This is a genomic window from Pseudomonas sp. 1176_21 (assembly GCF_052850635.1).
Genome location: NZ_VXCV01000011.1, coordinates 83153 through 110127, shown reverse-complemented (window position 1 = coordinate 110127; position 26975 = coordinate 83153). Strand labels below are relative to the sequence as shown.

26 protein-coding genes are annotated in these 26975 nt (G+C 65.2%); 7 read left to right on the top strand and 19 right to left on the bottom strand.

All coding sequences use genetic code 11. The annotated features are described in order from the left end of the window. Positions 1-40: 40 nt before the first annotated feature. From paaE to paaF, 11 genes are all read right to left on the bottom strand, one after another. Positions 41-1117, bottom strand: a complete 1077-nt coding sequence (gene paaE / locus FW760_RS21870) for a 1,2-phenylacetyl-CoA epoxidase subunit PaaE (RefSeq protein WP_258659218.1) — start codon at positions 1115-1117, stop codon at positions 41-43. Between the two features lie 31 nt (positions 1118-1148). Further along, a complete protein-coding gene (paaD, locus tag FW760_RS21865; RefSeq protein WP_302098929.1) occupies positions 1149-1682 on the bottom strand; it encodes a 1,2-phenylacetyl-CoA epoxidase subunit PaaD in 534 nt (177 codons plus the stop codon). After that, complete coding sequence (paaC, locus tag FW760_RS21860; protein WP_253086968.1) at positions 1669-2433, bottom strand: 1,2-phenylacetyl-CoA epoxidase subunit PaaC; 765 nt, start codon at positions 2431-2433, stop codon at positions 1669-1671. The genes paaD and paaC overlap by 14 nt, the downstream gene beginning before the upstream one ends. Positions 2434-2441: 8 nt before the next feature. Continuing rightward, positions 2442-2723, bottom strand: a complete 282-nt coding sequence (gene paaB, locus FW760_RS21855; protein ID WP_043863004.1) for a 1,2-phenylacetyl-CoA epoxidase subunit PaaB — start codon at positions 2721-2723, stop codon at positions 2442-2444. Positions 2724-2748: 25 nt separating this feature from the next. Beyond that, positions 2749-3738 (bottom strand): 1,2-phenylacetyl-CoA epoxidase subunit PaaA, encoded by a 990-nt coding sequence (paaA, locus tag FW760_RS21850; RefSeq protein ID WP_054915436.1) that lies wholly within the window; start codon positions 3736-3738, stop codon positions 2749-2751. Between the two features lie 229 nt (positions 3739-3967). Continuing rightward, on the bottom strand, positions 3968-5284 hold the full coding sequence (gene paaK, locus FW760_RS21845) for a phenylacetate--CoA ligase PaaK (RefSeq protein ID WP_054915437.1): 1317 nt from the start codon (positions 5282-5284) through the stop codon (positions 3968-3970). 82 nt (positions 5285-5366) lie between these two features. Then, the gene (pcaF, locus tag FW760_RS21840; protein WP_058541129.1) at positions 5367-6572 is read right to left on the bottom strand and encodes a 3-oxoadipyl-CoA thiolase; all 1206 of its coding nucleotides are present in this window, start codon (positions 6570-6572) and stop codon (positions 5367-5369) included. Further along, complete coding sequence (gene paaI, locus FW760_RS21835; protein ID WP_043863008.1) at positions 6565-7014, bottom strand: hydroxyphenylacetyl-CoA thioesterase PaaI; 450 nt, start codon at positions 7012-7014, stop codon at positions 6565-6567. Before paaI ends, pcaF begins: the two co-directional genes overlap by 8 nt. Beyond that, positions 7007-8581, bottom strand: coding sequence for a 3-hydroxyacyl-CoA dehydrogenase PaaH (gene paaH / locus FW760_RS21830; RefSeq protein WP_043863009.1), 1575 nt, complete (start codon positions 8579-8581; stop codon positions 7007-7009). Before paaH ends, paaI begins: the two co-directional genes overlap by 8 nt. Before the next feature lie 2 nt (positions 8582-8583). After that, entirely contained in the window at positions 8584-9375 is a 792-nt protein-coding gene (paaG, locus tag FW760_RS21825; protein ID WP_043863010.1) for a 2-(1,2-epoxy-1,2-dihydrophenyl)acetyl-CoA isomerase PaaG, read from the bottom strand. A 44-nt stretch (positions 9376-9419) separates the two neighbouring features. Continuing rightward, the gene (paaF, locus tag FW760_RS21820; RefSeq protein ID WP_054915468.1) at positions 9420-10193 is read right to left on the bottom strand and encodes a 2,3-dehydroadipyl-CoA hydratase PaaF; all 774 of its coding nucleotides are present in this window, start codon (positions 10191-10193) and stop codon (positions 9420-9422) included. Between the two features lie 261 nt (positions 10194-10454). Between paaF and paaY the strand changes: the two genes are divergently transcribed. The 3 genes from paaY (at position 10455) to feaR (ending at position 13023) form a co-directional block, all read left to right on the top strand. After that, a complete protein-coding gene (gene paaY / locus FW760_RS21815; protein WP_043863012.1) occupies positions 10455-11051 on the top strand; it encodes a phenylacetic acid degradation protein PaaY in 597 nt (198 codons plus the stop codon). A gap of 73 nt (positions 11052-11124) precedes the next feature. Further along, positions 11125-12048: a phenylacetic acid degradation operon negative regulatory protein PaaX gene (paaX, locus tag FW760_RS21810; RefSeq protein ID WP_054915441.1), complete on the top strand. Its 924-nt coding sequence runs from the start codon at positions 11125-11127 to the stop codon at positions 12046-12048. A 66-nt stretch (positions 12049-12114) separates the two neighbouring features. Next, on the top strand, positions 12115-13023 hold the full coding sequence (gene feaR, locus FW760_RS21805; protein ID WP_043863014.1) for a transcriptional regulator FeaR: 909 nt from the start codon (positions 12115-12117) through the stop codon (positions 13021-13023). 23 nt (positions 13024-13046) lie between these two features. On the opposite strand, the gene FW760_RS21800 is transcribed toward feaR, so the two are convergent. The 7 genes from FW760_RS21800 to FW760_RS21770 form a co-directional block, all read right to left on the bottom strand. Beyond that, positions 13047-14546 carry an aldehyde dehydrogenase family protein gene (locus FW760_RS21800; RefSeq protein WP_446443949.1) on the bottom strand — a complete coding sequence of 500 codons (1500 nt, stop codon included), beginning with the start codon at positions 14544-14546 and terminating at the stop codon, positions 13047-13049. A gap of 179 nt (positions 14547-14725) precedes the next feature. After that, the gene (locus tag FW760_RS21795) at positions 14726-15154 is read right to left on the bottom strand and encodes a MarR family winged helix-turn-helix transcriptional regulator (RefSeq protein WP_043863016.1); all 429 of its coding nucleotides are present in this window, start codon (positions 15152-15154) and stop codon (positions 14726-14728) included. Next, complete coding sequence (hemE, locus tag FW760_RS21790; RefSeq protein WP_054915444.1) at positions 15147-16232, bottom strand: uroporphyrinogen decarboxylase; 1086 nt, start codon at positions 16230-16232, stop codon at positions 15147-15149. The genes FW760_RS21795 and hemE overlap by 8 nt, the downstream gene beginning before the upstream one ends. A 27-nt stretch (positions 16233-16259) precedes the next feature. Next, a complete protein-coding gene (rpe, locus tag FW760_RS21785) occupies positions 16260-16946 on the bottom strand; it encodes a ribulose-phosphate 3-epimerase (RefSeq protein ID WP_043863018.1) in 687 nt (228 codons plus the stop codon). Between the two features lie 12 nt (positions 16947-16958). Next, positions 16959-17885, bottom strand: coding sequence for an alpha/beta fold hydrolase (locus FW760_RS21780; protein ID WP_043863019.1), 927 nt, complete (start codon positions 17883-17885; stop codon positions 16959-16961). 58 nt (positions 17886-17943) lie between these two features. Continuing rightward, positions 17944-19521, bottom strand: a complete 1578-nt coding sequence (locus tag FW760_RS21775; RefSeq protein ID WP_052504287.1) for a class I adenylate-forming enzyme family protein — start codon at positions 19519-19521, stop codon at positions 17944-17946. Then, complete coding sequence (locus FW760_RS21770; RefSeq protein ID WP_446443948.1) at positions 19508-21124, bottom strand: phosphopantetheine-binding protein; 1617 nt, start codon at positions 21122-21124, stop codon at positions 19508-19510. The genes FW760_RS21775 and FW760_RS21770 overlap by 14 nt, the downstream gene beginning before the upstream one ends. A 451-nt stretch (positions 21125-21575) precedes the next feature. On the opposite strand from FW760_RS21770, the gene ccoN reads away from it, so the two are divergent. Next, a complete protein-coding gene (gene ccoN, locus FW760_RS21765) occupies positions 21576-23003 on the top strand; it encodes a cytochrome-c oxidase, cbb3-type subunit I (protein ID WP_210014633.1) in 1428 nt (475 codons plus the stop codon). Between the two features lie 10 nt (positions 23004-23013). Then, the gene (locus FW760_RS21760; RefSeq protein WP_054915446.1) at positions 23014-23226 is read left to right on the top strand and encodes a hypothetical protein; all 213 of its coding nucleotides are present in this window, start codon (positions 23014-23016) and stop codon (positions 23224-23226) included. A 272-nt stretch (positions 23227-23498) separates the two neighbouring features. Here the strand turns inward: FW760_RS21760 and FW760_RS21755 are convergent, their stop codons facing one another. Further along, positions 23499-24581, bottom strand: a complete 1083-nt coding sequence (locus FW760_RS21755; protein ID WP_446443947.1) for an ABC transporter substrate-binding protein — start codon at positions 24579-24581, stop codon at positions 23499-23501. 228 nt (positions 24582-24809) lie between these two features. On the opposite strand from FW760_RS21755, the gene FW760_RS21750 reads away from it, so the two are divergent. After that, a complete protein-coding gene (locus FW760_RS21750; protein ID WP_043859916.1) occupies positions 24810-26468 on the top strand; it encodes a nitrite/sulfite reductase in 1659 nt (552 codons plus the stop codon). Then, a complete protein-coding gene (locus FW760_RS21745; RefSeq protein ID WP_043859917.1) occupies positions 26452-26946 on the top strand; it encodes a DUF934 domain-containing protein in 495 nt (164 codons plus the stop codon). The genes FW760_RS21750 and FW760_RS21745 overlap by 17 nt, the downstream gene beginning before the upstream one ends. Positions 26947-26975: the final 29 nt, after the last annotated feature.

Sequence of the window (26975 nt, the reverse complement as noted above, 5' to 3'; positions counted from 1 at the left end):
TGTGGGAGCGGGCTTGACCCGCGATTGAGTCGACGCGGTATCAGACCTGATCGAAGTCCAGCACCACCCTGTCGCTGACCGGGTACGTCTGGCACGACAGCACATACCCCGCCGCCACTTCGTAGTCCTCCAGGGCGTGGTTGCTGTCCATCTCCACCTCCCCTTCGATGACCTTGCACTTGCAGGTCGAGCACACCCCGGCCTTGCACGAGTACGGCAGCTCGGCGCCGATGGCATTGCCGGCATCCAGCACGCTGACGGTGTTGCGCGGCAGGTCGAAGGCCAGCGCCCGACCGTCGCTGATCACGGTGATCTGGCTGACGGCGGCGTCCAGCTGGCGCGCCGCCTCGCGGGCTTCACGCTTGCGTTCGTCGCCCGCCGCTGCAAACAGCTCGAAATGGATCTTCTCCCCCGCCATGCCATTGGCCTTGAGGCTGTCGCGCACGGTCTCGGTCATCGCCTGCGGGCCGCAGATGAAGGCGGCGTCCAGCGCCCTGGGGTCGAGCCAGCGCGAGAACAGCTGACCGCACTTGTCGGCGTCGATGCGCCCGTTGTACAGGTCCACGTCCTGCTGCTCGCGGCTGAACACGAAGATCAGGTTCAGGCGTTGCAGGTAGCGGTTCTTCAGGTCTTCGAGCTTGTCGCGAAACAGCGCGCCGGAGCTTGAGCGGTTGCCGTAGAGCAAGGTGAAGCGACTGTCGGGTTCGCGCTCCAGGGTGGTCTTGATGATCGACAGGATCGGCGTGATGCCGCTGCCCGCCGCCACCGCCAGGTAGTTGCCGCGACGGGTCGGGTCCAGTGGCACATGGAAGCTGCCCGAAGGCGGCATCACTTCGAGGCGGTGGCCGACCTTGAGCACCTCGTTGGCAAACGCCGAGAAGCGCCCGCCGGCCACGCGCTTGATCGCCACGCGCAGCTCGCCGTCTTCCACGCCGCTGCAGATCGAGTAAGAACGGCGCACTTCCTCGTCGTCCAGTTGCGTGCGCATCACCAGGTACTGGCCCTGGGTGAAACGGAAATCGTCCTGCAGGTGCGCCGGCACCTCGAAGGCAATCGACACCGCATCGCGGGTCTCGGCGCGCACATCCTTGATGGTCAGGCTGTGAAATTGACTCATGCTGTTCTCCCGCTGCACGGCGCCAGCGCGCTCAGATGCATTTGAAATAGTCGAAAGGTTCCAGGCACTCGCGGCACCGGTACAGGGCCTTGCAGGCCGTGGAGCCGAACTGGCTGAGCAGCTCGGTGTGGCTGCTGGCGCACACCGGGCACAGCACCTTCGGGCTTTCGCCCAGCAGGCTGCGCTTGCTGGCACTGCCCACGGGCGGCGCGATGCCATAGGCACGCAGGCGCTCGCGCCCCTGCTCGGTGATCCAGTCGGTGCTCCAGGCCGGCGTCAGGCGCCGCTCCAGGCACGGCGCGGCGAACCCGGCCTGCTCCAGCGCCTGGCGGATATCGCCCTCGATCACCTCGGTGGCCGGGCAGCCCGAATAGGTCGGCGTGACCACAAGGTGCAGGTGGCCGGCCTGCCAGTGCAGGTCGCGCACTATCCCGAGGTCGACCACGCTGACCACCGGCACTTCCGGGTCCATCACCTGCTCCAGCACCGTCCAGGCGTGGCTCAGGTCATCGGCCCGCAGTGCCCGCGCACCGTGGTCGCTGGCGATCAGCTCACCAGGTTGCATCGGGGTAGGCCCGTGGCAAAAACTGCATTTCGGCCAGCAGGATGCCCAGGTGCTCGGTGTGCATGCCGGTACGTCCGCTGAGGTAGAAGTGGCTGGCCGCAGGCGGCAGCGGCAGTTCGACCGAGGCGAAGGTGACCTCGACCTGGTGCAGCCATGCCGCGCCGACCTGCGCCGGGTCGGCGCCGATGCCCGCTGCGGCCAGGCGGGTTTCAGCCTCGCTGCCGCTGGCCAGCTCCACGGTGAAGCGCCACACCTGCGTGATGGCCGCGAGCATGCGCCGGCGACTTTCGTCGGTGCCGCCACCCAGGCGCTGCACCCATTCACTGGAGCGACGCAGGTGGTAGGTAACCTCCTTGAGCGCCTTGGCGGCGATGCCGGCGATGCGCAGGTCGGTGGAGTCGCACAGGCCCTTGAGCACCTGCAGGTGCCAGGCGTCGAACAGGAACTGCTTGGCCATGGTCACGGCGAAATCGCCGTTGGGCTGCTCCACCAGCAGCAGGTTGCGGTAGGCGCGCTCGTCGCGGCGAAACGCCAGGTCGTCGGCATCGCGGCCGTCGGCCAGCAGCTCGGCGGCGTAGTCCAGCCAGTTGCGCGCCTGGCCCACCAGGTCCAGGCCGACGTTCATCAGCGCCAGCTCTTCCTCGATGGCCGGCGCCTTGCCGCACCACTCGCACAGGCGCTGGCCCTGGATCAGGGCGCTGTCGCCCAGCAGCAGCAGGTAATGGATCAGATCGTCTTGGGTGCTGTTCATGGTCGACCTCACATGTGTCCGACTTCGTCGGGCAGCTCGTAGAAGCTGGCGTGCCGGTAGACCTTGTCGTCGGCCGGGTCGAACAGCGGGTCCTTCTCGTCCGGCGAGGAGGCCACGATCAGCGCCGAGGGCACCACCCACAGGCTTACGCCTTCGCTGCGGCGGGTGTACAGCTCGCGGGCGTTCTCGATGGCCATGGCGTCGTCGGCGGCATGCACGCTGCCCACATGCTTGTGGTTCAGGCCGTGCTTGCTGCGCACGAACACTTCGTAGAGGGTCCAGACAGACATCGTGTATCTCCCATCAGTCGCCGGTTCAGGCGGCGTTCTTGTTCTGTTGTTTGCGGGCGTAGGCGACGGCGGCTTCACGCACCCAGGCGCCGCTTTCGATGGCATTGCGCCGGGTGGCCAGGCGTTCCTGGTTGCACGGGCCGTTGCCCTTGAGCACGTCGAAGAATTCCTGCCACTGGATGGCGCCGAAATCGTAGTGGCCGCGCTCGGCGTTCCACTTCAGGTCGGGGTCGGGGGCGGTGCAGCCCAGCAGTTCGAGCTGCGGGATGGTCTGGTCGACGAAGCGCTGGCGCAGTTCGTCGTTGCTCTGGCGCTTGATCTTCCAGGCCATCGACTGCGCGCTGTTGGGCGAGTTGTCGTCGCTGGGGCCGAACATCATCAGCGCCGGCCACCACAGGCGGTTGATCGCGTCCTGCACCATGTCCTTCTGGGCCTGGGTGCCGTGGCGCATCATGGTCAGCAGAATCTCGTAGCCCTGGCGCTGGTGAAAGCTCTCTTCCTTGCAGATGCGCACCATGGCCCGTGCGTAGGGGCCGTAGGAGGTGCGCTGCAGCACCACCTGGTTGACGATGGCCGCGCCATCCACCAGCCAGCCCACTGCGCCCATGTCGGCCCAGTTGAGGGTCGGGTAGTTGAAGATGCTGGAGTACTTGGCCTTGCCGCTGTGCAGCTTGGCGATCTCTTCGTCGCGATCGGCGCCCAGGGTTTCCATGGCGCTGTACAGGTACAGGCCGTGGCCGGCTTCGTCCTGGATCTTGGCCATCAGCTGCAGCTTGCGCTTGAGGGTCGGGGCACGGGTGACCCAGTTGCCCTCGGGCAGCATGCCGACGATCTCGGAGTGGGCGTGCTGGGAAATCTGGCGGATGAGGGTCTGACGATAGGCGTCGGGCATCCAGTTCTTGGCTTCGATCTTGATTTCGGCGTCGATCTTTTCCTGGAAGGCACGTTCCTGGGGCGACATCTCGTCCAGGGACTTGATGCGTTTGACGCCGGTTTCGACAAGCTGTGCGTACATGTTCGGGCTCCCGCCTCAAGGCTGGTTGGGCATGGGAGTATTTATAAGCGATACACAATTCAATATCAAACAGCTTTTTAGTGTATCTAATGTTTTTTTGTATCGCTTTGCACTGAAAGCGGACCGCTACGCGCTCCATCGCGGGTCAAGCCCGCTCCCACAGGAACACGCTTTATCCAAGAACAAAAAAAAGCCCCGACCAGGTCGGGGCTTCGGCAGCCATCAGCTATCAGCTGGCCAGACGCTTGTCATACACATGACAGGCCTTGCCTTCCGAACGTTTCAGCGTGCCCAACGGCTGCAGCACGATGCGCGTGCTGATGCCGATGTAGGTCTTGATCTGCTTGCCCAGCTCGGCGGTCAGCAGCCTGCGCTGGGCCTCGTCGTAGTGCTGGCATTCGGCACGCAGCTCCACGTGCACATCCACCGTGTCGAGATTTCCATCACGATACAGATAAATCTCATAGCACTCTGAAAACTGTTTTATTTTCAGAACCTGTTCCTCGACCTGGGTCGGGAACACGTTGACCCCGCGCACGATCAGCATGTCGTCGCTGCGCCCGGTGATCTTGTCGATGCGCCGCATTGGCCGCGCGGTGCCGGGCAACAGTCGCGTCAGGTCGCGGGTGCGGTAGCGGATCATCGGCAGCGCCTCCTTGCTCAGCGAGGTGAACACCAGCTCGCCCATCTGCCCGTCGGGCAGCACCGCACCGGTCACCGGGTCGATGATTTCGGGGTAGAAGTGGTCTTCCCAGAGGGTCGGCCCGTCCTTGGTCTCGGCGCACTCCATGGCCACGCCCGGGCCCATGATTTCCGACAGCCCGTAGATATCCAGCGCGGTGATGCCCATGCGCTGCTCGATGGAGCGGCGCAGCTCGTCGGTCCACGGCTCGGCACCGAAGATCCCCAGGCGCAGCGCCAGCTTGTGCGGGTCCAGCCCCTGGCGCTCGATCTCGTCGGCCAGGTTGAGCATGTACGAGGGCGTGACCATGATGATGTCCGGCTGGAAGTCGTTGATCAGCTGCACCTGCTTCTCGGTCTGCCCGCCCGACATCGGGATCACCGTGCAGCCCAGGCGTTCGGCGCCGTAATGCGCGCCCAGCCCGCCAGTGAACAGCCCGTAGCCGTACGACACATGCACCTTGTCGCCCTTGCGCCCGCCCGCGGCGCGGATCGAGCGCGCCACCACGTTGGCCCAGGTGTCGATATCGTTCTGCGTGTAGCCCACCACCGTCGGCTTGCCGGTGGTGCCGCTGGAGGCGTGCACCCGCACCACGTCATGCATGGGCACGGCGAACATGCCGTAGGGGTAGTTGTCGCGCAGGTCGGTCTTGGTGGTGAACGGGAATCGGGCCAGGTCGTCCAGCGAACGCACCTCGTCGGGGTGCACCCCCAACTGGTCGAAGCGCTGGCGGTACAGCGGCACGTTCTGGTAGGCGTGGGACAGGCTCCAGCGCAGGCGGTCAAGCTGGTGCTGGCGCAGTTCATCGATGCTGGCGGTCTCCAGCGGGTCGAGTACAGCAGTGTTCAAGGCGGCCATGTTCATGTGTTCACTCTGATTCTTTTTATGGTTCAGCCCCTGACGGGCCCGAGTGTGGGAGCTGCACGGCTCCCGCTGTGTTGCCGGCTCAGGTTCGCTCGATGATCATCGCGATACCCTGCCCCACGCCGATGCACATCGTGCACAGCGCGTACCGCCCGCCGCGTTGCTCCAGTTCCACCAGTGCGGTGGTCACCAGGCGAGCGCCGCTCATGCCCAGCGGATGCCCCAGGGCGATGGCGCCACCATTGGGGTTGACCCGCGGGTCGTCGTCAGCCAGCCCGAGCTCGCGCAGCACCGCCAGGCCCTGCGCGGCGAAGGCTTCGTTCAGCTCGATGACATCCATGTCGGCCAGGTTCAGGTTGGCCAGTTCCAGTACCTTGCGCGTGGCCGGCACCGGGCCGATGCCCATGATGCGCGGCTCGACGCCGGCCGTGGCCATCGCCACCACCCGCCCACGGGCCTTGAGCCCGAAGCGCGCAGCCTGCGCCGGGCTTGCCAGCAGCAGCGCACAGGCACCGTCGTTGACCCCCGAGGCATTGCCCGCCGTGACACTGCCGCCCTCGCGAAACGGCGTACCCAGGCGTTGCAGCATCTGCAGCGTGGTGTCGCCACGCGGGTGTTCGTCGTGCTCGACGCGCCTGGGCTCGCCCTTGCGCTGGGCAATCGACACCGGCACGATCTCCTGCGCCAGGCGCCCGCTGGCCTGGGCAGCCGCCGCACGTTGCTGGCTGCGCAGGGCGAAGGCGTCCTGATCGGCACGGGAAATGCCGAACTGTGCGGCGACGTTTTCGGCAGTCTCCGGCATCGAGTCGATACCATACGCCTTTTCCATCGCGGCGTTGACGAAGCGCCAGCCAATGGTGGTGTCGTACAGTTGCGCCTGGCGCGAGAAGGCCTGTTCGGCCTTGCCCATCACCAGCGGGGCGCGCGACATCGACTCCACCCCGCCCACCAGCAGCAGGCCGGCTTCGCCACTGCGGATCGAGCGTGCGCCCAGGCCGATGGCGTCCATGCCCGAGCCGCACAGGCGGTTGACCGTGGTGCCCGGCACGTCTATCGGCAGGCCGGCCAGCAGCGCCGACATGCGCGCCACGTTGCGATTGTCTTCGCCGGCCTGGTTGGCGCAGCCGAACAGCACGTCGTCCACCTGCGACCAGTCCACCTGCGGGTGGCGCGCCATCAGCGCACGCAGCGGCACCGCGCCCAGGTCGTCGGCACGTACCGTGCTCAGCGCGCCGGCATAGCGCCCGATGGGGGTGCGCACGGCGTCGATGATAAGGGCGTCATTCATCTGCGGTCTCCTGGGCAAGCACTGTGCCTTGCACCTTGTAAGATTTGCCATGGAACAGCGCGATCAGCTGCCCGTTCTGGTTTTCCACACGCACGTCGTAGTTGCCGGTGCGTCCGCCACGGCTCTGCTCGACGCAACTTGCATTGAGCGTGTCGCCCATCAGTGCCGGGGCGATGTAGTCGATGCTGCAGCCCAGGCCGATGGTGACCTGGTTGTAGGTGTTGCAGGCCACGGCAAACGCCGAGTCGGCCAGGGTGAAGATGTAGCCGCCATGGCAGGTGCCATGACCCTGGATCATGTCGGCGCGCACCGGCATGCTCAGGCGCGCCCTGCCCGGCGCGACGCTCAGCAGTTGCATGCCCAGCGCGAGGCTGGCGCGGTCACGGGCGAGCATGGCCTGGGCACATTGGCTGGCAAGCTCGGTGGCGTTCAGGTCAGTCATGCAATGCCCTCCCCTCGGCGACCGTGCGCCGCAGCAGCAGTGATGGCCGGTAGCGGCTTTCGCCGTAGGCGGCCTGCAGATTGTCGAGTACCGCCAGCACCTGCGTCGGGCCGATGGCGTCTGCCCAGGCCAGCGGGCCTTGGGGGTAGTTCACGCCCTTGCGCATGGCCAGGTCGACATCCGCCGCCGTGGCCACGCCCTGCAGCACCGCGTCGGCGGCTTCGTTGGCAAGCATGGCCACGGTGCGCATCACCAGCAGCCCCGGCACGTCGGCCAGCGGGCTGACCACCAGGCCCGCGGCCTGCAGCAAGGCCACGGCCTGGTCGCGGGCAGCGGGGGTGGTGTCGGCGGACCAGCTGATGCCGATGCGCCCGGCGGTGGCGTAGTCCAGCGCCAGGTCGAACAGCACGAGGTTGTGCAAGCCTTCGTCGCGGGCGCGCTGGCTGGCCAGGCGACCGTCGGTCAGGGCCAGCACGGCGTCGCCCACGCGTATGACTGCGTGCCCGCATCGCGGGTCAAGCCCGCTTCCACAACGACCGGTGGGCGCGGGCTCGACCCGCGATGGGGCCCGCGACACCTTGATGCCGTGCGCCTCGATACGCGCCAGCAAGCCCTGCGCAATGCCCAGGTCGCCTTCGACTTCGCAGGCCTCGATGCGCAAACCACTGCGCAGCTCGCTGACCACCGGGCGCGCGGCCGAGGGCCCATAGTCATAGAACCCCTGCCCACTCTTGCGCCCCAGCCGGCCGGCATCCACCAGCGCCGCCTGGATCAGCGACGGCTGGAAGCGCATGTCGCCGTAATAGGCATCGAACACCGAACAGGTGACCGCGTAGTTGACGTCATGCCCGATCAGGTCGGTCAGCTCGAACGCGCCCATGCGAAAACCGCCGGCCTCGCGCATCAGCGCATCCAGCGTGGCGCACTCGGCCGCACCCTCCTGCAACAGACGCAGGCTTTCGGCATAGAACGGGCGCGCCACGCGGTTGACGATGAAGCCCGGGCTGGAGCTGGCATGCACCGGCGCCTTGCCCCAGGCCCTGGCCGTTGCATACAGGCTGGCCGCTACCTGCGGCGCCGTGGCCAGCCCCGAGACGATCTCGACCAGCGCCATGACCGGCGCAGGGTTGAAGAAGTGCACGCCCACGAACCGCTCGGGCCGCGCCAGGCCGGCCGCGATGCGGGTGATCGACAGCGACGAGGTGTTGCTGGCCAGCACGCAGTCGGCCGTGCAGATTGCTTCCAGGCGAGCGAACAGCTCACGCTTGGCGTCGAGGTTCTCGACGATGGCCTCGATCACCAGCCCCGCATCCGCCAGCTCGTCGAGCGCCTGCACCGCGTGCAGGCGCGCCAAAGTGGCCTCGCGCTGCGCGGGGTCGAGCTTGCCCTTCTCCACCCGCTTGCCCAGTTGCACACCCAGCCCCTCGATGGCCGCGCTCGCCGCCCCCGGGCGGCTGTCGTGCAGCAGCACCGGATGCCCGGCCTGCGCCGCCACCTGGGCAATGCCGGCGCCCATGGCCCCGGCACCGATCACCGCCACCACAACGCTTGTGTCCAGTGCGCTCATGCTCAGCACCCCTTGAACACGGGGGCGCGCTTGGCCATGAAGGCGGCCACGCCCTCGCGGTAGTCCTCGCTGCGCCCGGCCAGGCGTTGCAGGTCGCGCTCCAGGTCCAGTTGCTGGTCAAGGCTGTTGTCCAGGCTGGCATTGAGCCCGCGCTTGATCAGTGCCAGGCCCGAGGTGGGCTGTGTCGCCAGCTGTCGCGCCAGGCCCAGGGCCTCGTCGCGCAGGGCCTCGTCGTCGACGCAGCGGTAGATCAGCCCCCACTGCTCGGCCTGCTCGGCCGACAGCTTGTTGCCCAGCAGCGCCAGGGCCTTGGCCCGCGCCACGCCGACCAGCCGCGGCAGGAACCAGGTACCGCCCGAGTCGGGCACCAGGCCGAGTTTGCAGAACGCCTGGATGAAGCTGGCCGACCGCGCCGCCAGCACCAGGTCGCAGGCCAGCGGGATGTTCGCCCCGGCGCCGGCGGCCACGCCGTTGACCGCGCAGATCACCGGCAGCGGTAAATCGCGCAGGGCGCGAATCAGCGGGTTGTAGAATTTTTCGATGGACTCGCCCAGGTCGGGCATCTGCGCACCGGGCGCGACGTTGCGGTCGGACAGGTCCTGCCCGGCACAGAAGCCGCGCCCTTCACCGGTAAGCAGCAGCACACGCACCTGGGCATTGGCGCGTACCTGCTTGAGCGCCTCCTTCACTTCGGCGTGCATCTGCGCGTTGAAGCTGTTGAGTTGCTCGGGACGGTTCAGGCGCAGAAAGGCCACGCCGTCGTCTATGTCGAAAAGAATGTGCTCGAAGGTCATGACCAGTACCGCTCGCAAGGTTGAAGTAAAAGGGGCCGGCGCACTCAGCGGCCGGTGAACACCGGTGCGCGTTTTTCGCGAAAGGCACTGATGCCCTCGCGCCGGTCATCGGTGGCGGCCAGCACAGTGAAGGCGTGGCGCTCGAAACGCAGGCCGCTGGCAAGGTCGGTATCCATGGCCTTGAGCAGCGATTCCTTGGCCAGGCGCACGGCCAGCGGGGCCTTGCGCGCGATGGCCTGGGCGATCTGCACGGCGCGCTCGACGGTGAATTCGGGTTGGGTGATTTCGCTGACCAGGCCGGCCTGTTGCGCGGTGCGCGCATCGATGGGCTCGCCGGTGAGCACCATCTGCATGGCCATGGACTTGCCCACCGCGCGCAGCAGACGCTGGGTACCGCCGGCGCCAGGCATGATGCCCAGGTTGATTTCCGGCTGGCCGAAGCGCGCATCCACGCCCGCCACGATGATGTCGGCGTGCATCGCCAGCTCGCAGCCACCGCCCAGGGCAAAGCCGTTGACGGCCGCCACCAGGGGCTTGCTGAAGCGGCTGATCTGCTGCCAACAGGCAACACGCGGGTCGTTGAGGATGCCCACCGCATCGCGCTCGGCCATCTCGTTGATGTCGGCGCCGGCGGCAAACGCCTTGCGGCTGCCGGTGAGCACCACGGCGCGGCAGCTGTCGTCACGCTCCAGGCGCTCGAGTTCGGCTGCCAGCTCGCCGAGCAGGCGGGTGTTGAGGGCATTGAGCACCTCGGGGCGGTGCAGCGTCACCAGGCAGATGCCGGCGTGGGAGTTATCAAGCAACAGGGTGTCAGGCATGACGGTCACCGCACGGGCCAGTCGAGGCTGGCTGTTATTGTTGGGTCGAGGCCGATTGCGGCAAAGTATAGCCACAATACGATACACAAAATCAACATTACTGTGACTAGTCTGTGTCTGTTTGTTTTCCATGCGTGCCAAACAAACCCAGCAAACACTGCGCTTATAGCGAGTAAAGCGCCAAGAAGCGATACATCGAAGCATTGCAAACAAGTAACAATACGTTATATTCGCTGTCATCCCCGTCCACAGGAAACCGACATGACCTGCTACAGCCTTGGCGGAATCACCCCGGTCATCGACCCCAGCGCCTACGTGCACCCTTCGGCGGTGCTGATTGGCGACGTGATCGTCGGCCCCGACTGCTATGTAGGCCCGCTGGCCAGCCTGCGCGGCGATTTCGGACGCATCATTCTCGAACAGGGCGCCAACCTGCAGGACACCTGCGTGATGCACGGCTTCCCCGACAGCGACACGGTGATCGAGCGCAACGGGCACGTGGGCCACGGCGCCGTGCTGCACGGTTGCCGCATCGGTGCCGATGCGCTGGTGGGCATGAATGCGGTGGTCATGGACGGCGCAGTGATCGGTGCCTGCTCGATCGTCGGCGCCACCGCCTTCGTCAAGGCCGGCTTCGACTGCCCGCCCCGCTCGCTGGTGGTGGGCTCGCCGGCCCAGGTAAAACGCAGCCTGAGCGACGCTGAAGTGCACTGGAAGCAGGGCGGCACGGGCGAGTACCACGCACTGACCCGGCGCTGCCTGGAGCAGATGGTGGAATGCAGCCCCTTGAGCCAACCCGAACAGGACCGCAGACGTGTCAGCGACAGTACGTTCCGCCCGAAAAACCACACGGCCTGAAGTGCCGGCGGCAACGCTGGCCTTGAAGGACAAACGGCAGTTATATTCCGGGGTTTCACCCAGCGGATCCTCCATGTCGTCGCTCGCGCCCCTCAATCAGCTCGTCACCCGTTTCCAGGAACAGATCCCGATCCGTGCCAGTTCGCTGATCGTCACCCTGTATGGCGATGCCATCGAACCCCACGGCGGCACCGTGTGGCTGGGCAGCCTGATCCAGTTGCTCGAGCCCTTCGGCATCAACGAGCGGCTGATCCGCACCTCGATGTTCCGCCTGACCAAGGAAGGCTGGCTGACCGCCGAAAAGGTCGGCCGGCGCAGCTACTACAGCCTCACCGGTGCCGGGCGGCGGCGTTTCGACAAGGCCTTCAAGCGGGTGTACAGCTCGGTGGTGCCGCAGTGGGATGGCTCCTGGCACCTGGCGATGCTCACCCAGCTGTCTGCCGACAAGCGCAAGCAGGTGCGCGAAGAGCTCGAATGGCAAGGCTTTGGCGCCATCTCGCCGGTGGTGCTGGCCAGCCCGCGGGCCGACCGCACCGACATCAACGCCACCCTGCTGGACCTGGACGCGCTGGAAGACACCATCCTGTTCGAGACCACCGGCCAGGACGTGATGGCCTCCCGCGCCTTGCGTGCCCAGGTGCGCGAAAGCTGGCGTATCGAGGAGCTGGGGGCGCAGTACAGCGAGTTCATCCAGCTGTTTCGCCCGGTGTGGCAAGCGCTGCGCGAGCAGGACAGCCTGCAGCCGATGGACTGCTTCATGGTGCGCCTGTTGCTGATTCACGAGTACCGCAAGCTGCTGCTGCGCGACCCGCACCTGCCCGACGAACTGCTGCCGGGCGACTGGGAAGGCCGCGCCGCACGCCAGCTGTGCCGCAACCTGTACCGACTGACCTGTGCCCCGGCCGAACAGTGGCTGAGCAGTGCGATGGAAACCGCAGACGGCCCGCTGCCCGATGCCAGCGAAAACTTCTACCGGCGCTTCGGCGGGCTGCGCTAACCTGCAGCGCGTGCCCCCAGCCATCACATGCACCCTAACAACAATGCCAGGTGTGAGGTGTGACCCATGAATACCGCTACTGCCCAGCAGCACTTCCAGCAATGGCTGGCCGACATCAACCATGCCTGCGGCGAGTTCGACGGTGCCGCGCTGGGGGATGCGTTCAGCGGTGAGATTCGCCCCCGCCAGCTGGGCGCCCTGCGCTTCAGTCACGTGAGCAGCTCTCACGCGCGGCTGCTGCGCACGCCGCGCGAGGTGCAGCGCAGCAGCGAACACAAGTACTTTGCGGTGTTCCAGCTCAAGGGCATGGCCAACATGGCCCAGGACGACGCCCGCGAAGTGCTGATGCCGGGGGACATCCTGCTGATCGACAGCGCACGCCCCAGCGACTTCACCTTTGGCGATGCCTCCCAGCAGATCTCGCTGATACTGCCCCACGACCGGGTCGACCAGCTGCTGCGCTTCACCCCGGTGGAGATCGGGCGCAAGATCCCGGCCGGCTCGCCGGTCGCCCTGCTCGCCCAGCAGATGCTGTTGTCCTCGACCCAGCTGGACGAGGTGAGCCTGGCCGAAAGCGAAGCGGTGATCGATGCGCTGATCAGCCTGATGCGCCCGGCACTGTGCGGCAGCGACAGCAACCCCGACCCGCATGAACGCATCTTTCGCAAAAGCCTGGCGCTGATCGAGACGCACATTGCCGACGAGGCGCTGTGCCCGGAGATGATCGCGCGCGACATCGGCGTGTCGATGCGCGGGCTGTACCGGGTGTTCGCCAAGAAGGGCCTGGTGATCGCGCAGTACATCAAGAACCGGCGCCTGGACATCTGCGCCGAAACCCTGCGCAACCCGCAGTCGACCCTCAAGCTGTCGGCGCTGGGGTACACCTGGGGCTTCTCCAACAGCAGCTACTTCACCACCGCGTTCAAGCAGCGCTTCGGCGTGTCGCCCGGCGAGTACCGCAAGCGCTACAGCTGAGCGCCTGCGGCCTGCCAGCCGCCTCAGTGGCGGATGCACACCGACTTGGTCTCGGTGAAGGCGTCCAGCCAGTCGGCGCCGAAATCACGCCCGGTACCGGATTGCTTGAAGCCGCCAAACGGCATGTTGGCATCGATCAGGGTGTGGCTGTTGACCCACACGGTGCCGGCCTCGATGCGCGGGGTGAGGTCCATGGCCGACTTGAGGCTGGTGGTCCACAGGCTGGCGGTCAGGCCATAGTCGCTGTCGTTGGCGCGGGCCAGCGCTTCTTCCACATCGGCCACGCGGGTCAGGCTCAGCACCGGGCCGAACACTTCGCTGCGGGTCAGGCGCAGGTTGTCGTCGGGGTTGAGGATCAATGACGGGCTGACGTAGTAGCCATTGGCATCCGGTGCGCTGGCACCGCTGATGATCTGCGCGCCCTGCTCGCGGGCATCGGCCAGGTAGGCCTGCACCGACTGCTGGTGCGCGCCGGAAGCCAGGGCGTTGATCTGCGCGCCGGGGTCCAGGCCCGGGCCTACGCTCAGCCCCTTGATCGCCTGCTCGAAGTCCGCTGCCAGGCGGTCGAACAGCGGCGCCTCGACATAGATACGCGAACTGGCGGCGCACACCTGCCCCTGGTTGAGGAAGCTGCCCATCATCAGGCCTTCGATCACCTGCTGCGGATCGGCGTCGGCCAGCACGATGGCCGGGTTCTTGCCACCCAGCTCCAGTGACAGGCGCGTCAGGCGGTCGACCGCCGAACGGGCAATGTGCTTGCCGGTGGCGGTAGAGCCGGTAAAGCTGATCTTCGCCACCCGCGGGTGGCTGGTGAGGGCGCTGCCGCATACGCTGCCGCTGCCGGTGATCAGGTTGAACACGCCGTCCGGAATGCCGGCCTCGGTGGCCAACTCGGCCATGCGCATCAAGGTCAACGGGGTGATCTCGGAGGGCTTGATGACGATCGAGCAGCCGGCCGCCAGGGCGGGCATCACCTTCCACATGCCGATCATCAGCGGGAAGTTCCACGGCACGATGCCAGCCACCACGCCGACCGGCTCCTTGCGCGTATAGGCGGTGTAGCGGGCGCCTTCAGGCACCGGGATCGACACATCCAGGGTGCGCCCGCAGATCTTGGTGGTGAGGCCGGCGGTGTAGCGCATCCAGTTCAGGGTACTGCCGACTTCGAAGGCGCGGGCGATGTTGATCGACTTGCCTTGTTCCAGGGTTTCGAGCTGGGCCAGCTCTTCACCGTGCTGTTCGAGCAAGTCGGCGTAGCGCAGCAGGATACGCTCGCGCTCGGCCGGGGCGCGGCGCGCCCACACGCCACTGACGAACGCCCGATGCGCCGATTGCACGGCCTGGTCGACATCCTCGGCGCTGGCATCGGGGGTCACGGCAATGGGTTGGCCGTTGGCCGGGTTGAAGACGGTAAGGGTCTGGCTGGAGGTGGACGGCCGCCAGCCGCCATTGATGTACAGGCCGTGTTGGCGTCCGAGAAAACGCTGGACACTGGCTAGCAGGGGTACGGTGCCGGCAGTCATGAACACTCCTTTTGTTATGGTTGGGAACATCCCAGGAGAGTGTATGGCGCTGCTGAAGGTGGGGTGTTTCGCTGGCTGCCAGGGAGGTTGGCGGGTGTGCCAATGTGGTGGGTGGTGTGGCTGTTCGCCAGCAAGGCTGGCTCCTACAGGAGCAGGCCTTGCTGGCGAATGGGTGCGGGTCAGCGCAGGCGGGTACGGATCCGGTGGCACACGTTGAGCACCTGCTCCACCTCGCCCTCGCCCAGGTCGATCTTGCACGCCATGTTGCTGAACACCTGCGCCGCCTCGGCCTTGAGCTCACGGCCCTTGTCGGTCAGCAGCAGGTTGCGTCGGCGTCGGTCGCTGGGGTCCAGGTACACGGTGATGAACCCCGCATCCGCCAGGCGCTTGACGATTGGCGTCAACGTGCCCAGGTCGAACAGGGTGAGCTCGCTCAAGGCGCTGATCGACACATCATCCTTGCCCCACAACCCGGCCATCACCAGCAGTTGCGGGTAGGTGACGCCACGTCGCTTGAGCGGTTCGGCATAGTCCCGAACCATGGCGTTGGCTGTCGAATACAGCGAGAAACACAGCATCTTGTCGAAGTCGAACGTCGGGTCAAGCATGCACACCTCCCGCGACGCGGCTGTAGTGATGCACCGCGTCGACCAGTACTGCAACCGCCTCTGGCGAAGTGGCCGGCGAAATGCCCTGCCCCAGGTTGAACACATGGCCGAAACCGGCCGCCGGTGGTCCGAACGTCTGCAGGGTGCGTCGCACCTCGCGGCGAATGCTCGCCTCGTCTGCCAGCAGCACGGCCGGGTCGAGGTTGCCCTGCAGCGCCACGCAGTTGCCCACCAGCTGGCGTGCCAGCGCCAGGTCACACGTCCAGTCCAGGCCCAGCGCATCGGCGCCGCTGTCGGCCAGCGGGCTGAGCCACTGGGCGCCACCACGGGTATGCACGATGGAGGGAATGCGCACGCCATGCTGGGTCTTGTGCAGGCGCGCCAGCACTTCACGCAGGTAATACAGGGAGAAACGCCGATAGGCAGCGTCGGCCAGCACACCGCCGAAGCTGTCCACCAGCATCACCGCCTGGGCGCCGGACTCGATCTGTGCATTGAGGTCGGCAGCCACCGCGTGACCGAGCACCTTGAGCAACCGGTGCAGCAGTTCCGGGCGACGGTAGAGCATCTTCTTGATCAACTGGCAGTCGCCCGGCGGGCCACCCTCGACCATGTAGCAGGCCAGGGTCCAGGGGCTTGCGGCAAAGCCCACCACCGGCACCTTGCCCTCCAGTTCGTGACGCACCTGGGCAAGGGTCTGGTAGGTGTGCTCCAGCGCCTCGGGTTCGGGTACGCGCAGGCGCTCGATGGCCGCCTCGTCACGCAAGGGGTGACGAAAGCGCGGGCCATCGCCGTTCACGCAGTACAGGCCCAGCCCCATGGCGTCGGGCAGGCTGAGCATGTCGGCGAACACCACGGCGGCGTCCAGGCTGAAACGGCGCAGCGGTTGCAGGCTGGCCTCGGTGGCCAGGTCCGGGTTCTTCACCAGGTCCAGGTACGAGCCGGCCCTGGCACGCAGGGCACGATGCTCGGGCAGGTAGCGGCCGGCCTGGCGCATCAGCCAGACAGGCGTATGCGCCGTGGGTTGGCGCAGCAAGGCCTTGATAAACGTATTATTGTGCAAGGACGGGTAACTCATGCTGGTTCGCGAAATTCACTGCACAGCTCATGACTGGCGCCGCGGGGCGGCATCGGCAATCGTGCTGCGCAAGGCGTGGAGCGTGGCGCGGTAATCGGGCTGGGAAAAGATCGCCGTACCGGCCACGAACATGTCGGCACCGGCCGCAGCGACCTGGCCGATGGTGTGAAGGTTGACCCCGCCATCCACTTCCAGGCGGATGTCACGGCCACTGGCATCGATCAGCTTGCGCGCTGCTTCGATCTTGGGCAAGACCGCCGGGATGAACGACTGCCCGCCGAAGCCGGGGTTGACCGACATCAGCAACAACAGGTCGAGCTTGTCGAACACATACTTGCATTCCTCCAGCCCTGTGGCCGGATTGAAGGCCAGGCCCGCCTTGCACCCCAGATCCTTGATCAGTTGCAGGGAGCGGTCCAGGTGAACGGTGGCCTCGGGGTGAATCGAGATGTAGTCGGCACCCGCCTCGGCAAATGCCTGGATCATCGGGTCCACGGGGGTGACCATCAGGTGCACATCCAGCGGCGCGGTGATGCCGTAGCTGCGCAGGGCCTTGCAGAACTGCGGCCCCATGGTCAGGTTGGGTACGTAGTGGTTGTCCATCACGTCGATGTGGATGACGTCGGCACCGGCAGCCAGAACCCGCTCGGCTTCCTCGCCCAACCGGGCAAAATCGGCCGCCAGCATCGACGGGGCAATCCAGAACTCTTTCACACGCCTACTCCGTTACTCATTGGCTATTCGTCGCACCGGGCCCTGCTCGTTTTGCGCAAGGGCGGTGTTGATCTGTGCGATCAGGCTGTCACTTGCCGCTTCGAGATGAAAATGGTGCCCGCCATCATGCCAGTGCACACGGCTGGCCCAGGGCAACGCTTTTTTGCGCTTGTCGAATTCCGGGCCGGCAAACAGGCCCTGGCGCCCGAGCATCACATGCAGCGGGCAACTGATCTGGCGCAGGAAGTCGCAGGCCTGACGCTCGGTCAGCTGCATCGGTTCGGGCAGCACCAGCCGCGGGTCGTGACGCCAGCGGTAGCCATCCCCCACGCTGAGCAGGTCGCGCATGGCCAGCAGGCGTGCCGAGGCCGGCGAGAGCAGGCCGTCGATACTGTTGCGCCGCTCGTTGACCGCCGCCTCGACGCTGCTGAACTGCACGCTGTCGGGGGCCGAGAACCCATGCAGGCGGGTGCGCAGGGCCAGGCGCATCAGGCGATGGGCCTTCTTCAGGTGCTCCACGGTGTCTTCTTCGGCGATGGTGAACGGAGCGCCCATGCCATCGAGGAAGATCATGCTGTCGATGGACTTGTTCATCGCCCCCAGGATCGACGCGATACCGCTGCCCATGGAATGGCCGATCACCGAAAAGCGCTTCCAGCCCATGCACTCGACCAGGGTATTCATGTCGTCGGCATGTTCCCACAGATAGTAGCCACTGTCGGCACGCCGATGGTCCGAGCGTCCGTGCCCGGCGAGGTCCGGCGCCACCACGAAGCAATCCTTCAGGTACGGCGCCACCTGTTCGAACGAGGCGGCGTTGTCCAGCCAGCCATGCACGGCCAATACCGGATGAGCCCCCTCCTCGCCCCAGACCCGCAGGGCAAACGTCTGCCCGTTGACGTCCAGGGTCTGGTCCCTGCCTTTATTGCCAAGACGCATGTAGATACTCCCTGCGTAAGCACTGTTTCGAGGTAACGGGCAACACCCGCAGCGCCTGTCAGCCGGCGGCCGCCAGCTGTGCCGAGCGTGCCGTGTGTTGCAACTGCTTGAGGTCGAACTTGCCGTTGGCGGTGCGCGGCAAGGTGAGCTCGATACTGATTGCCAGTGGCACCTTGTGCGGCTCGAGCCCGGCGCGGCAGCGTTCGAGCAACTGCTCGGCGCTGAGCGTGACGCCCTGGCTCAAGGTCACGAAAGCCCACAGCCCTTCGCCGGCCGCAGCATCCTCGACACCGACCACCGCTGCCGCGTCGATGCCTGCCATGGCATAGAAGAAGTCTTCCACTTCCGCCGGGCTGACCTTCATGCCGCGGGACTTGATCACGTGGTCCATCCGGCCTTCGAAATACAGGTAGCCGTCTTCGTCCAGGTGGCAGTAGTCGCCGGTATGCAGCACGCTCTCCCCGGGATAGGGGCCGGGCTTGAGCTTTTTCGCCGTGGCCTGCGGGTTGCGCCAGTAGCCGGCCATGACCGTGGCGCCGCGAATAACCAACTGGCCCACCTGGTGGGCCTGGTCGATGCGCTGGCCGTGCTCGTCGATCAGCCACAACTCGGTGTTGGGAATGGCGATGCCGACGCTGCCCGGCTTGCTGTCGATGTCCTCTGGCGGCAGGTAGGTGCAGCGCTTGCACTCGGTCAGGCCGTACATGGAGAAGATCTGCGCCTGCGGAAACAGCGCCTTCATCTGCGCAATGTGCGGCGGCTTGAGCGCCGCGCCGGTATTGGTGACCATGCGCACGTGCTCGAAACTGGCGTTGCGCTTGCTCGCGTACTCATGCAGCAGCATGAGCATGGTGGGCACGAACGGGATGACCGTGATCTGGTACTGGCGGATCTTCTTGATCAGGAAGATCGGCCAGGTGAATTCCTTTTCCAGTACCAGGGTGGCGCCCGCGCTCAGCGCCATGATCATCTGGTACAGGCCATAGTCGAACGACAGCGGCAACGAGCAGAGGACATGGTCGCTGTCGTTGTAGCCCAGGTAGGTGTGCAGCGACGACAGCGCCGCGAGCATGTTGCGATGGGTCAGCATCACGCCCTTGGGCTCGCCGGTGGACCCGGAGGTATAGATGATCGCGGCCAGGTCCAGGTCCAGCGTGCCGCAAGGCACCGGAGCTCCGTTGCCCTGCATCAGCACACCCTCGAAGGTGCGTGTCAGCGCCGAGTCGGCCTCGCCGTCCAGCAGCACGATGGTGCGCAGGTACGGCAGGCTCGGGGTGTCCACCGACAGGCTGGCGAACTTCTCCGAGGTGGTGATCAGCACCGAGGCCTCGGCGTCCCGCACGATGTAGTCAAGGCCCTCGGCGTGGGTCTCCAGGCCGACATTGACCACCACGCCACCGGCCTTGAGCACACCCCAGAAGGCACAGATGGTTTCTACCCGGTTGCCCAGGCACAGCACCACCCGTTCCTGACGCTGCAGGCCACAGGCCTGCAAGCCCGAGGCCAGCCGCGAACTGGAATCGTCGAGGTCGGCATAGGTGTAGGTTTCATCGGCATAGATGACTGCCGCCTTGCGCGGGTACAGGCCGTTGCTGGCCTCCAGTACCTGCTGCAGGAGCACGCTAGACCGGCTCATAATGTACCTCTGGCTGGCCTTGCGAGGCGGTTTCGGGGGCGTTCTGGCGGTTGGCGTCGATGTACTGCGCCAGCGTCGTCACGGTATTGAAGTGCCCGGGGGCAATGGTGTCGGGGTTGACGAAGAAGCCTTCGATCTCGTCCTCCAGGCTGACCAGCAGCTCCATCGAGGTGAGCGAGTCGAGCCCCAGGTGGTCACGCAGGTGCGAGTCGGCACGCACCTCGGTACTGGCTGGCAGCTTGAGCACCACCCGCAGGATCTCGATCAGTTGCGTCTGCGTGGCGCCGCTGGCCGTCACGCCCGGTGCGCTGCTGGCGACAGGTGCGCTGGCCGGGGCGGCGAGCATGTCGTCCAGCGCCACGTCGGCGTGGCTGTCGCGGATCTCCAGTGCGGTCTGACGGGCCCTGGCCAGGAACAGGCGGCCGTGGCTGACGATCACCTCGGCCGGGTGACCATGGCTGTGGAACAGGGTGGGCGAGGCCGTGGGGCCATAGGCACCGGAGGCCGTCACCGCCAGCAGGTCGCCTTCGCTCAGGGTCTCGATGCGCACGTCACGCCCCAGCAGGTCGTCGGGGCTGCACAGCGGGCCGGAGATATGGTATTCGCGCAGCGGTGCGCCATTGCTGCCGGTGGCGTGCACGATGCGGAAGTTGCGCTTGAGCACCTGGCCGCTGCCTGCCGCGGCACCGTGGCAGTTGGTGCCGCCGTCGGTCACGGCGAAGGTCTTGCCGTGGTTGTGCTTGATGTTGTCGACGGTGACCAGCAGCGCGCCGCATTTGCCGGCCACGAAACGGCCGGACTCGACGATGATGCGGGTACGCGGGAACTGACGATGGAAACTGTCGAACAGCGGCGCCAGCAGCTGCTTGAGCTGACGGGTGTCGAGTTCCTTTTCGTTCTCGTAGTACTTGATGCCCAGGCCGCCGCCGACGTCGACCATGCTCAGGTCCAGGTCGTAGCGAAGGGTGAGGTTGCGGTACAGGTCGAGGATGTAGCTGGCATTGTCATACACCGACTGGGCGTCGAGGATCTTGGTGCCGTTGTAGACGTGAATGCCCTTGATATGCAGGTTGGGCAGCGCCAGGTACTGGCCGAAATTGGCCACTGCGGTGTCTTCCTCGATACCGAAGTGGGTCGGGCGCCCGCCCATCTTCCAGGGCGAGCCCGAGGCCGAGAAATTGGGATTGATGCGAATGGCCACCGGTGCGGTACAACCGAGCGAGCCGGCCAGGGCAGAGAGCGCGCGCAGTTCGGTTTCGGATTCGACGACGATGGCGAACACCCCCACTTCCAGCGCCCGGCGGTGTTCCTCGGGCTTCTTGTAGGGGCCCAGGAAAATGATGTCCTGGGGTGCAACGCCCGCCTTCAGGGCGATTTCCAGCTCGCCCAGCGAACAGACCTCGGTGTTGCCGCCGTACGAACGGATCAGCTTCACCAGCGACAGATTCGGATTGACCTTGAGCGCGTAGAAGATATCCACGCAGTCGGGCAAGGCGTCGCGCAGTTCATTGAAACTGCTGCGCAGCACCGCCTCGTCATACAGGTAGGTAGGCGTACCGAATGTCGCCTTTGCCTGGAGGACCAATTCTTTGGAAAGCTTCATCTGTTGCTCCCTTCGTTATTATATTTTCCGGTGCCGAATGCGTGCGCGGGATGCGCACCTGCGTCGTCCCGTTAGCCCTGGCGCGTTAAGTGTCGTATCGGATCGCGCAACGCCTGCAACAACGACAGAAAGCCCCTGCCTGCAAAACTTTGCGCGCAAAGTTTGTGAAATTCTCTACTGCGTTTCGCGGTGATGTCAAGATAATTCCAATGAACCCTGGCTGCGGCCGATGGTCACCCCGTTGACGGCGATTTAGGCCGCATAACAGCGTTCAAATGTCGCACCTGTTACAGATCAGTAGCGCTTTTGCCCAATGAATACAGGGCTTTTATCTGATCCGTATATAAGGCCTGTTTCTGAGTCTGTTTTGTCTGCGGCAGGCTTTCTAGAGTCAGCGCCTGTGCTCGTCCCGTCGGGGGGTGGGCTAGGAAGGAAACGCGGATAAACAGCCATGAGTACTCATCAACAGGCACAGGCCTACAACTACAAGGTGGTCCGGCAGTTCGTGGTCATGACGGTGGTGTGGGGCATCGTCGGCATGGCCATGGGCGTATGGATCGCCTCGCAACTGGTCTGGCCGGAGCTCAACCTGGACCTGCCCTGGACCACCTTCGGCCGCCTGCGCCCCCTGCACACCAGCCTGGTGATCTTCGGTTTCGCCGGCAGCGCGCAATTTGCCGCCAGCTACTACGCGGTGCAGCGCACCTGCCAGGTACGCCTTTACAGCGACTGGCTGACCGCCTTCACCTTCTGGGGCTGGCAGGCGACCATCGTGATCATGCTGCTGAGCCTGCCCCTGGGCCTTACCACCACCAAGGAATACGCCGAGATCGAATTCACCGGCGCGGTGTGGATGGCAATCGTGTGGGTGGCCTATGGCGTGGTGTTCTTCGGCACCCTGCTGCGCCGCAAGGGCACGCACATCTATGTCGGCAACTGGTTCTTCGGGGCCTTCATCGTGGTCATCGCGATGCTGCACGTGGTCAACCACCTGTCGATTCCGGTCAGCTGGTTCAAGTCCTACCCGGTGTACGCGGGGGCCACCGATGCGATGGTGCAGTGGTGGTACGGCCACAACGCGGTGGGCTTCTTCCTGACCACCGGCTTCCTGGGGATGATGTACTACTTCGTGCCCAAGCAGGTCGGCAAGCCGGTGTATTCCTACCGCCTGTCGATCGTGCACTTCTGGGCGCTGATCACCCTGTACATCTGGGCAGGCCCCCACCACCTGCACTACACCGCCCTGCCCGACTGGGCGCAGTCGCTGGGCATGGCGATGTCGATCATCCTGCTGGCCCCGAGCTGGGGCGGCATGATCAACGGCATGATGACCCTCTCGGGCGCCTGGCATAAGCTGCGCAGCGACCCGATCCTGCGTTTCCTGGTGCTGTCGCTGGCGTTCTACGGCATGTCGACCTTCGAAGGCCCGATGATGGCGATCAAGACCGTCAACGCCCTGTCGCACTACACCGACTGGACCATCGGCCACGTGCATGCGGGTGCGCTGGGCTGGGTGGCGATGATCACCTTCGGCGCGCTGTACCACATGATTCCCAAGGTGTTCGGCCGCGAGAAGATGTACAGCATCGGGCTGATCAACCTGCACTTCTGGCTGGCCACCATAGGTACCGTGCTGTACATCGCCTCGATGTGGGTCAACGGCATCACCCAGGGCCTGATGTGGCGCGCGATCAACGACGACGGCACCCTCACCTACTCGTTCGTGGAGGCACTGATGGCCAGCCACCCGGGCTTCATCGTGCGCTTCGTCGGTGGCGTGTGCTTCCTGAGCGGGATGCTGCTGATGGCCTGGAACACCTGGCGCACGGTACGCGTGGCAGACCCGAAACTGGCACTGGACAACGCGCAGATGGCGTAAGGGGCAGCGAATGAACGGCTGGGCATATGGGTTGTATTGCGTGACCGGACTGGTGTTCTTCTACCTGATCACCAGCGCCTGCCTCAGGCGCCATAGCGACCAGGTGGATGACCAGGCAAGCCTCATACCCTTTGCCGATGACCCGGTGGTGGCGCGCCGGGTCGAGCAGGCCATCGGGCGACCGGTGCCTGCCGAGGCACCGGAGGCTTTGCTGAAGGCTTGAGGGTGGTGCTGTACCGGCATGTCCGCAAGAGCGGGTTGATTCGCTCTTGCGGCGTCGCCTATTGATGACTGACCCAGTAAACTGCCGTCACGACCACCAGCACAATCAGGCAGAGTATCGCCCACGCATCGACACTGCTGTCCGGCTTGCTTGCCTTGCTTGGATTTCCCATTGCATTGCCTCTTGTTGTGGTTATGGGAATGCACTGCACCTGATGCAGTTAAGTCCAGCAATGCCCTTTGCTCAAGCAGGGTTTTTGTACAGCTCGTCGGTTAGTAGTCCATCGCGTCCTTCAGGAACGGGTATCGATACCCTGGCGCCTTGCCAACGGCGCTGAACCCCTTGAGATCCAGCCCATAGTCGCCCTGCTGTTCAAGCGTGAGCCAGCGCCGCGCCTTGACCGCATCGATCAGCTGAAGCACCGGCACCGGCCGCGGCCGGGCGAGCAACTGACCGATCGGCACGCCCTGCGCATCATCGTGCAGCAGCACCATGGCCCACCCGCCCAGAGAAAAGTGCCCGCCCATCAACACGCTCAATCGACCCTCGATTCGCGCCTGCAGGGCCTGCGGCGAACTGTTCACCGCACTGAACAGCACATCCCGGCCCGGCACCCGCCCGGCCTCCTCGAATGCCTGCATCGCGCCAAACGCCATCTCGTCATTGGCCGACCACACCAGCTGCGTACGCGGATAACGCGCACCCAGCAACTGCGCCTGCTCATAGGCGCGCTGGCGACTCCATTCCCCATACACCAGCTGGCGCAGGTGCACGCCGGGCAACTCGGCCAACGCCCGGTGCATGCCCTGCTCACGCAACTGCGCTGCCGGGGTGTGCTTCAACCCAGAGAACGCCAGCAGGTCCACGCCCTGCTCTAGGGCAGCGGGCGGCAACTGCTCGACCAGCGTCTTGAGCATGCGGTAGCCGGCCTCCTCGTCGTTGCCGGTCAGGGTGCCGAGGACCGGCGGATAACGGTCCGGATACTCGTGCACCTGGCGCGCCTGGTCGACCGTCAGGCCGTTGTTGACCAGAAACAGCCTGACCCCGCTGCCGCGCGACAGGCGGATGATCTCCGGCGCCACGTACTGCTCGTTGACCAGCACCAGGTAGTCCGGCCGCTGCGGCCCCTGGAGCGCCTGTCGCGCCTGATGCAACACACGCTGGCGATCACGCCCGCTGTACTCGACACGCAGGGACATGCCCAGGTTCTGCGCGGCGCCTTGCATGAAACGCGAGTAACTGACCCAGAAGGTCTCGTCGGCGTTGCCCGGATTGAGAAACACCACCGAGGCCGCCTGGGCGCCACTCACCAGCGACAGGCCCAGCCACACCGACAGGCACAAGGCCTTGAGCATTCGAGTACGCTCCTGCAACGCAAAGCGCCGAGTATAACCGCGACGGCACGGGCAACGCTCAGGTGACAGCCAAACGCTAGCCAGTCTCACTTAGTCCATATAGTTCTTTTCATATGCAAAAACATCACTTTTGCGCATAAACGCAAACTGCTATCTTGCCTCGGCTCCGCCCCGGAGTGCGCGGCCGTGCGCGCGATTAGCTGCAAGCAGCCTGAGAACAGGACCCCTATGTACGTATACGACGAGTACGATCAGCGGATCATCGAGGACCGCGTCAAGCAGTTCCGAGACCAGACCCGACGCTACCTGGCCGGTGAGCTGAGCGAAGAAGAGTTCCGCCCCCTGCGCCTGCAAAATGGCCTCTATATTCAACGTTTTGCCCCGATGTTGCGGGTAGCCGTGCCCTACGGCCAGCTGACGTCGCGCCAGACCCGGATGCTGGCCAAAATCGCTCGCGACTACGACAAAGGCTACGCGCACATCAGTACCCGGCAGAACGTGCAGTACAACTGGCCTGCCCTGGAGGACATCCCCGAGATCCTCGCCGAGCTGGCCACGGTGCAGATGCACGCGATCCAGACCAGCGGCAACTGCCTGCGCAACGTCACCACCGACCAGTTCGCCGGCGTTGCCGCGGACGAAGTGATCGACCCGCGCCCATGGTGTGAAATCGTGCGTCAGTGGACCACCTTCCACCCCGAGTTCGCGTACCTGCCGCGCAAGTTCAAGATCGCCATCAATGGCTCGGCCAGCGACCGTGCGGCCATCGAAGTGCACGACATCGGCCTGGAGCCGGTGCACAACGCGGCCGGCGAACTGGGCTTTCGCGTGCTGGTCGGCGGCGGCCTGGGCCGTACCCCGGTGGTGGGCGCCTTCATCAACGAATTTCTGCCCTGGCAGGACCTGCTCAGCTACCTGGACGCGATCCTGCGCGTGTACAACCGTTACGGTCGCCGTGACAACAAGTACAAGGCGCGCATCAAGATCCTGGTCAAGGCCCTCACGCCGGAGGTGTTCGCCCAGAAGGTCGACGCCGAAATGGAGCACCTGCGCGGCGGCAGCACCACCCTGACCGATGCCGAAGTGCATCGCGTGGCCAAGCACTTCGTCGACCCCGACTACCTGGCGCTGGACAACCTCGACAGCCAGCTGGCCGAGCTCGACCAGCAGCACCCGGGCTTCGCCCGCTGGCGCACGCGCAATACCCTGGCGCACAAGAAGCCGGGCTATGTGGCCGTTACCCTGTCGCTCAAGCCGACCGGCGTGGCGCCGGGCGACCTGACCGACAAGCAGCTGGACGCGGTGGCCGACCTTGCCGAACGCTACAGCTTCGGCCAGTTGCGTACCTCCCACGAGCAGAACATCATCCTGGCCGACGTCGAGCAGCGCCAGCTGCACGCGCTGTGGCTGGAGCTGCGTGAAAACGGCTTCGCCACGCCGAACATCGGCCTGCTGACCGACATCATCTGCTGCCCGGGTGGCGACTTCTGCTCGCTGGCCAACGCCAAGTCGATCCCGATCGCCGAATCCATCCAGCGCCGCTTCGACGACCTGGACTACCTGTTCGACATCGGCGAACTGGACCTGAACATCTCCGGCTGCATGAACGCCTGCGGCCACCACCACGTCGGCCATATCGGCATTCTCGGGGTGGACAAGAAGGGCGAGGAGTTCTACCAGGTGTCCCTGGGGGGCAGCGCCAGCCGCGACGCCAGCCTGGGCAAGATCCTCGGCCCTTCGTTCGCCCAGGACGACATGCCGGACGTGATCGAGAAGCTGATCGATGTGTACGTCGAGAAACGTACTGAAGACGAGCGCTTCATCGACACCTACCAACGTATTGGCATCGACCCTTTCAAGGAGCGCGTCTATGCAGCGAATCATTAAGGGCAACCAGATCGTCGACGAAACCTGGCACCTGCTGCCCAAGGACGTCACCCTGGACGAACTGACCAACTGCGACGACTACATCGTGCCGCTGCACCTGTGGCGCGAGCACGCCCATGCCCTCAAGGCCCGCGACGGCGGCCTGGGCGTGTGGCTGGATGCCGACGAGGAAGCCGAGGAAATCGGCGATGACGTGGCCAGCTTCCAGGTCATCGCGTTGAACTTCCCGGCCTTCACCGACGGGCGCAACTACTCCAATGCGCGCCTGCTGCGTGACCGCTACAAGTTCACCGGCGAGCTGCGTGCCATCGGCGACGTGCTGCGCGACCAGCTGTTCTACATGAAGCGTTGCGGTTTCGACGCCTTCGCCCTGCGGGCCGACAAGGACCCGGTCGAAGCGCTGCAGAGCCTGCAGGACTTCTCGGTGACCTACCAGGCCGCCACCGACGAGCCGCAGCCGCTGTTCCGTCGACGCTGAACACCGCCCCATGAAAAAGGCCCCTTGCG

What these genes read in the sequence shown, in the direction of transcription:
- paaE (WP_258659218.1), bottom strand. Translation starts at nt 1,117, where the DNA reads ATGAGTCAATTTCACAGCCTGACCATCAAGGATGTGCGCGCCGAGACC.
- paaD (WP_302098929.1), bottom strand. Translation starts at nt 1,682, where the DNA reads ATGCAACCTGGTGAGCTGATCGCCAGCGACCACGGTGCGCGGGCACTG.
- paaC (WP_253086968.1), bottom strand. Translation starts at nt 2,433, where the DNA reads ATGAACAGCACCCAAGACGATCTGATCCATTACCTGCTGCTGCTGGGC.
- paaB (WP_043863004.1), bottom strand. Translation starts at nt 2,723, where the DNA reads ATGTCTGTCTGGACCCTCTACGAAGTGTTCGTGCGCAGCAAGCACGGC.
- paaA (WP_054915436.1), bottom strand. Translation starts at nt 3,738, where the DNA reads ATGTACGCACAGCTTGTCGAAACCGGCGTCAAACGCATCAAGTCCCTG.
- paaK (WP_054915437.1), bottom strand. Translation starts at nt 5,284, where the DNA reads ATGAACATGGCCGCCTTGAACACTGCTGTACTCGACCCGCTGGAGACC.
- pcaF (WP_058541129.1), bottom strand. Translation starts at nt 6,572, where the DNA reads ATGAATGACGCCCTTATCATCGACGCCGTGCGCACCCCCATCGGGCGC.
- paaI (WP_043863008.1), bottom strand. Translation starts at nt 7,014, where the DNA reads ATGACTGACCTGAACGCCACCGAGCTTGCCAGCCAATGTGCCCAGGCC.
- paaH (WP_043863009.1), bottom strand. Translation starts at nt 8,581, where the DNA reads ATGAGCGCACTGGACACAAGCGTTGTGGTGGCGGTGATCGGTGCCGGG.
- paaG (WP_043863010.1), bottom strand. Translation starts at nt 9,375, where the DNA reads ATGACCTTCGAGCACATTCTTTTCGACATAGACGACGGCGTGGCCTTT.
- paaF (WP_054915468.1), bottom strand. Translation starts at nt 10,193, where the DNA reads ATGCCTGACACCCTGTTGCTTGATAACTCCCACGCCGGCATCTGCCTG.
- paaY (WP_043863012.1), top strand. Translation starts at nt 10,455, where the DNA reads ATGACCTGCTACAGCCTTGGCGGAATCACCCCGGTCATCGACCCCAGC.
- paaX (WP_054915441.1), top strand. Translation starts at nt 11,125, where the DNA reads ATGTCGTCGCTCGCGCCCCTCAATCAGCTCGTCACCCGTTTCCAGGAA.
- feaR (WP_043863014.1), top strand. Translation starts at nt 12,115, where the DNA reads ATGAATACCGCTACTGCCCAGCAGCACTTCCAGCAATGGCTGGCCGAC.
- FW760_RS21800 (WP_446443949.1), bottom strand. Translation starts at nt 14,546, where the DNA reads ATGACTGCCGGCACCGTACCCCTGCTAGCCAGTGTCCAGCGTTTTCTC.
- FW760_RS21795 (WP_043863016.1), bottom strand. Translation starts at nt 15,154, where the DNA reads ATGCTTGACCCGACGTTCGACTTCGACAAGATGCTGTGTTTCTCGCTG.
- hemE (WP_054915444.1), bottom strand. Translation starts at nt 16,232, where the DNA reads ATGAGTTACCCGTCCTTGCACAATAATACGTTTATCAAGGCCTTGCTG.
- FW760_RS21780 (WP_043863019.1), bottom strand. Translation starts at nt 17,885, where the DNA reads ATGCGTCTTGGCAATAAAGGCAGGGACCAGACCCTGGACGTCAACGGG.
- FW760_RS21775 (WP_052504287.1), bottom strand. Translation starts at nt 19,521, where the DNA reads ATGAGCCGGTCTAGCGTGCTCCTGCAGCAGGTACTGGAGGCCAGCAAC.
- FW760_RS21770 (WP_446443948.1), bottom strand. Translation starts at nt 21,124, where the DNA reads ATGAAGCTTTCCAAAGAATTGGTCCTCCAGGCAAAGGCGACATTCGGT.
- ccoN (WP_210014633.1), top strand. Translation starts at nt 21,576, where the DNA reads ATGAGTACTCATCAACAGGCACAGGCCTACAACTACAAGGTGGTCCGG.
- FW760_RS21760 (WP_054915446.1), top strand. Translation starts at nt 23,014, where the DNA reads ATGAACGGCTGGGCATATGGGTTGTATTGCGTGACCGGACTGGTGTTC.
- FW760_RS21755 (WP_446443947.1), bottom strand. Translation starts at nt 24,581, where the DNA reads ATGCTCAAGGCCTTGTGCCTGTCGGTGTGGCTGGGCCTGTCGCTGGTG.
- FW760_RS21750 (WP_043859916.1), top strand. Translation starts at nt 24,810, where the DNA reads ATGTACGTATACGACGAGTACGATCAGCGGATCATCGAGGACCGCGTC.
- FW760_RS21745 (WP_043859917.1), top strand. Translation starts at nt 26,452, where the DNA reads ATGCAGCGAATCATTAAGGGCAACCAGATCGTCGACGAAACCTGGCAC.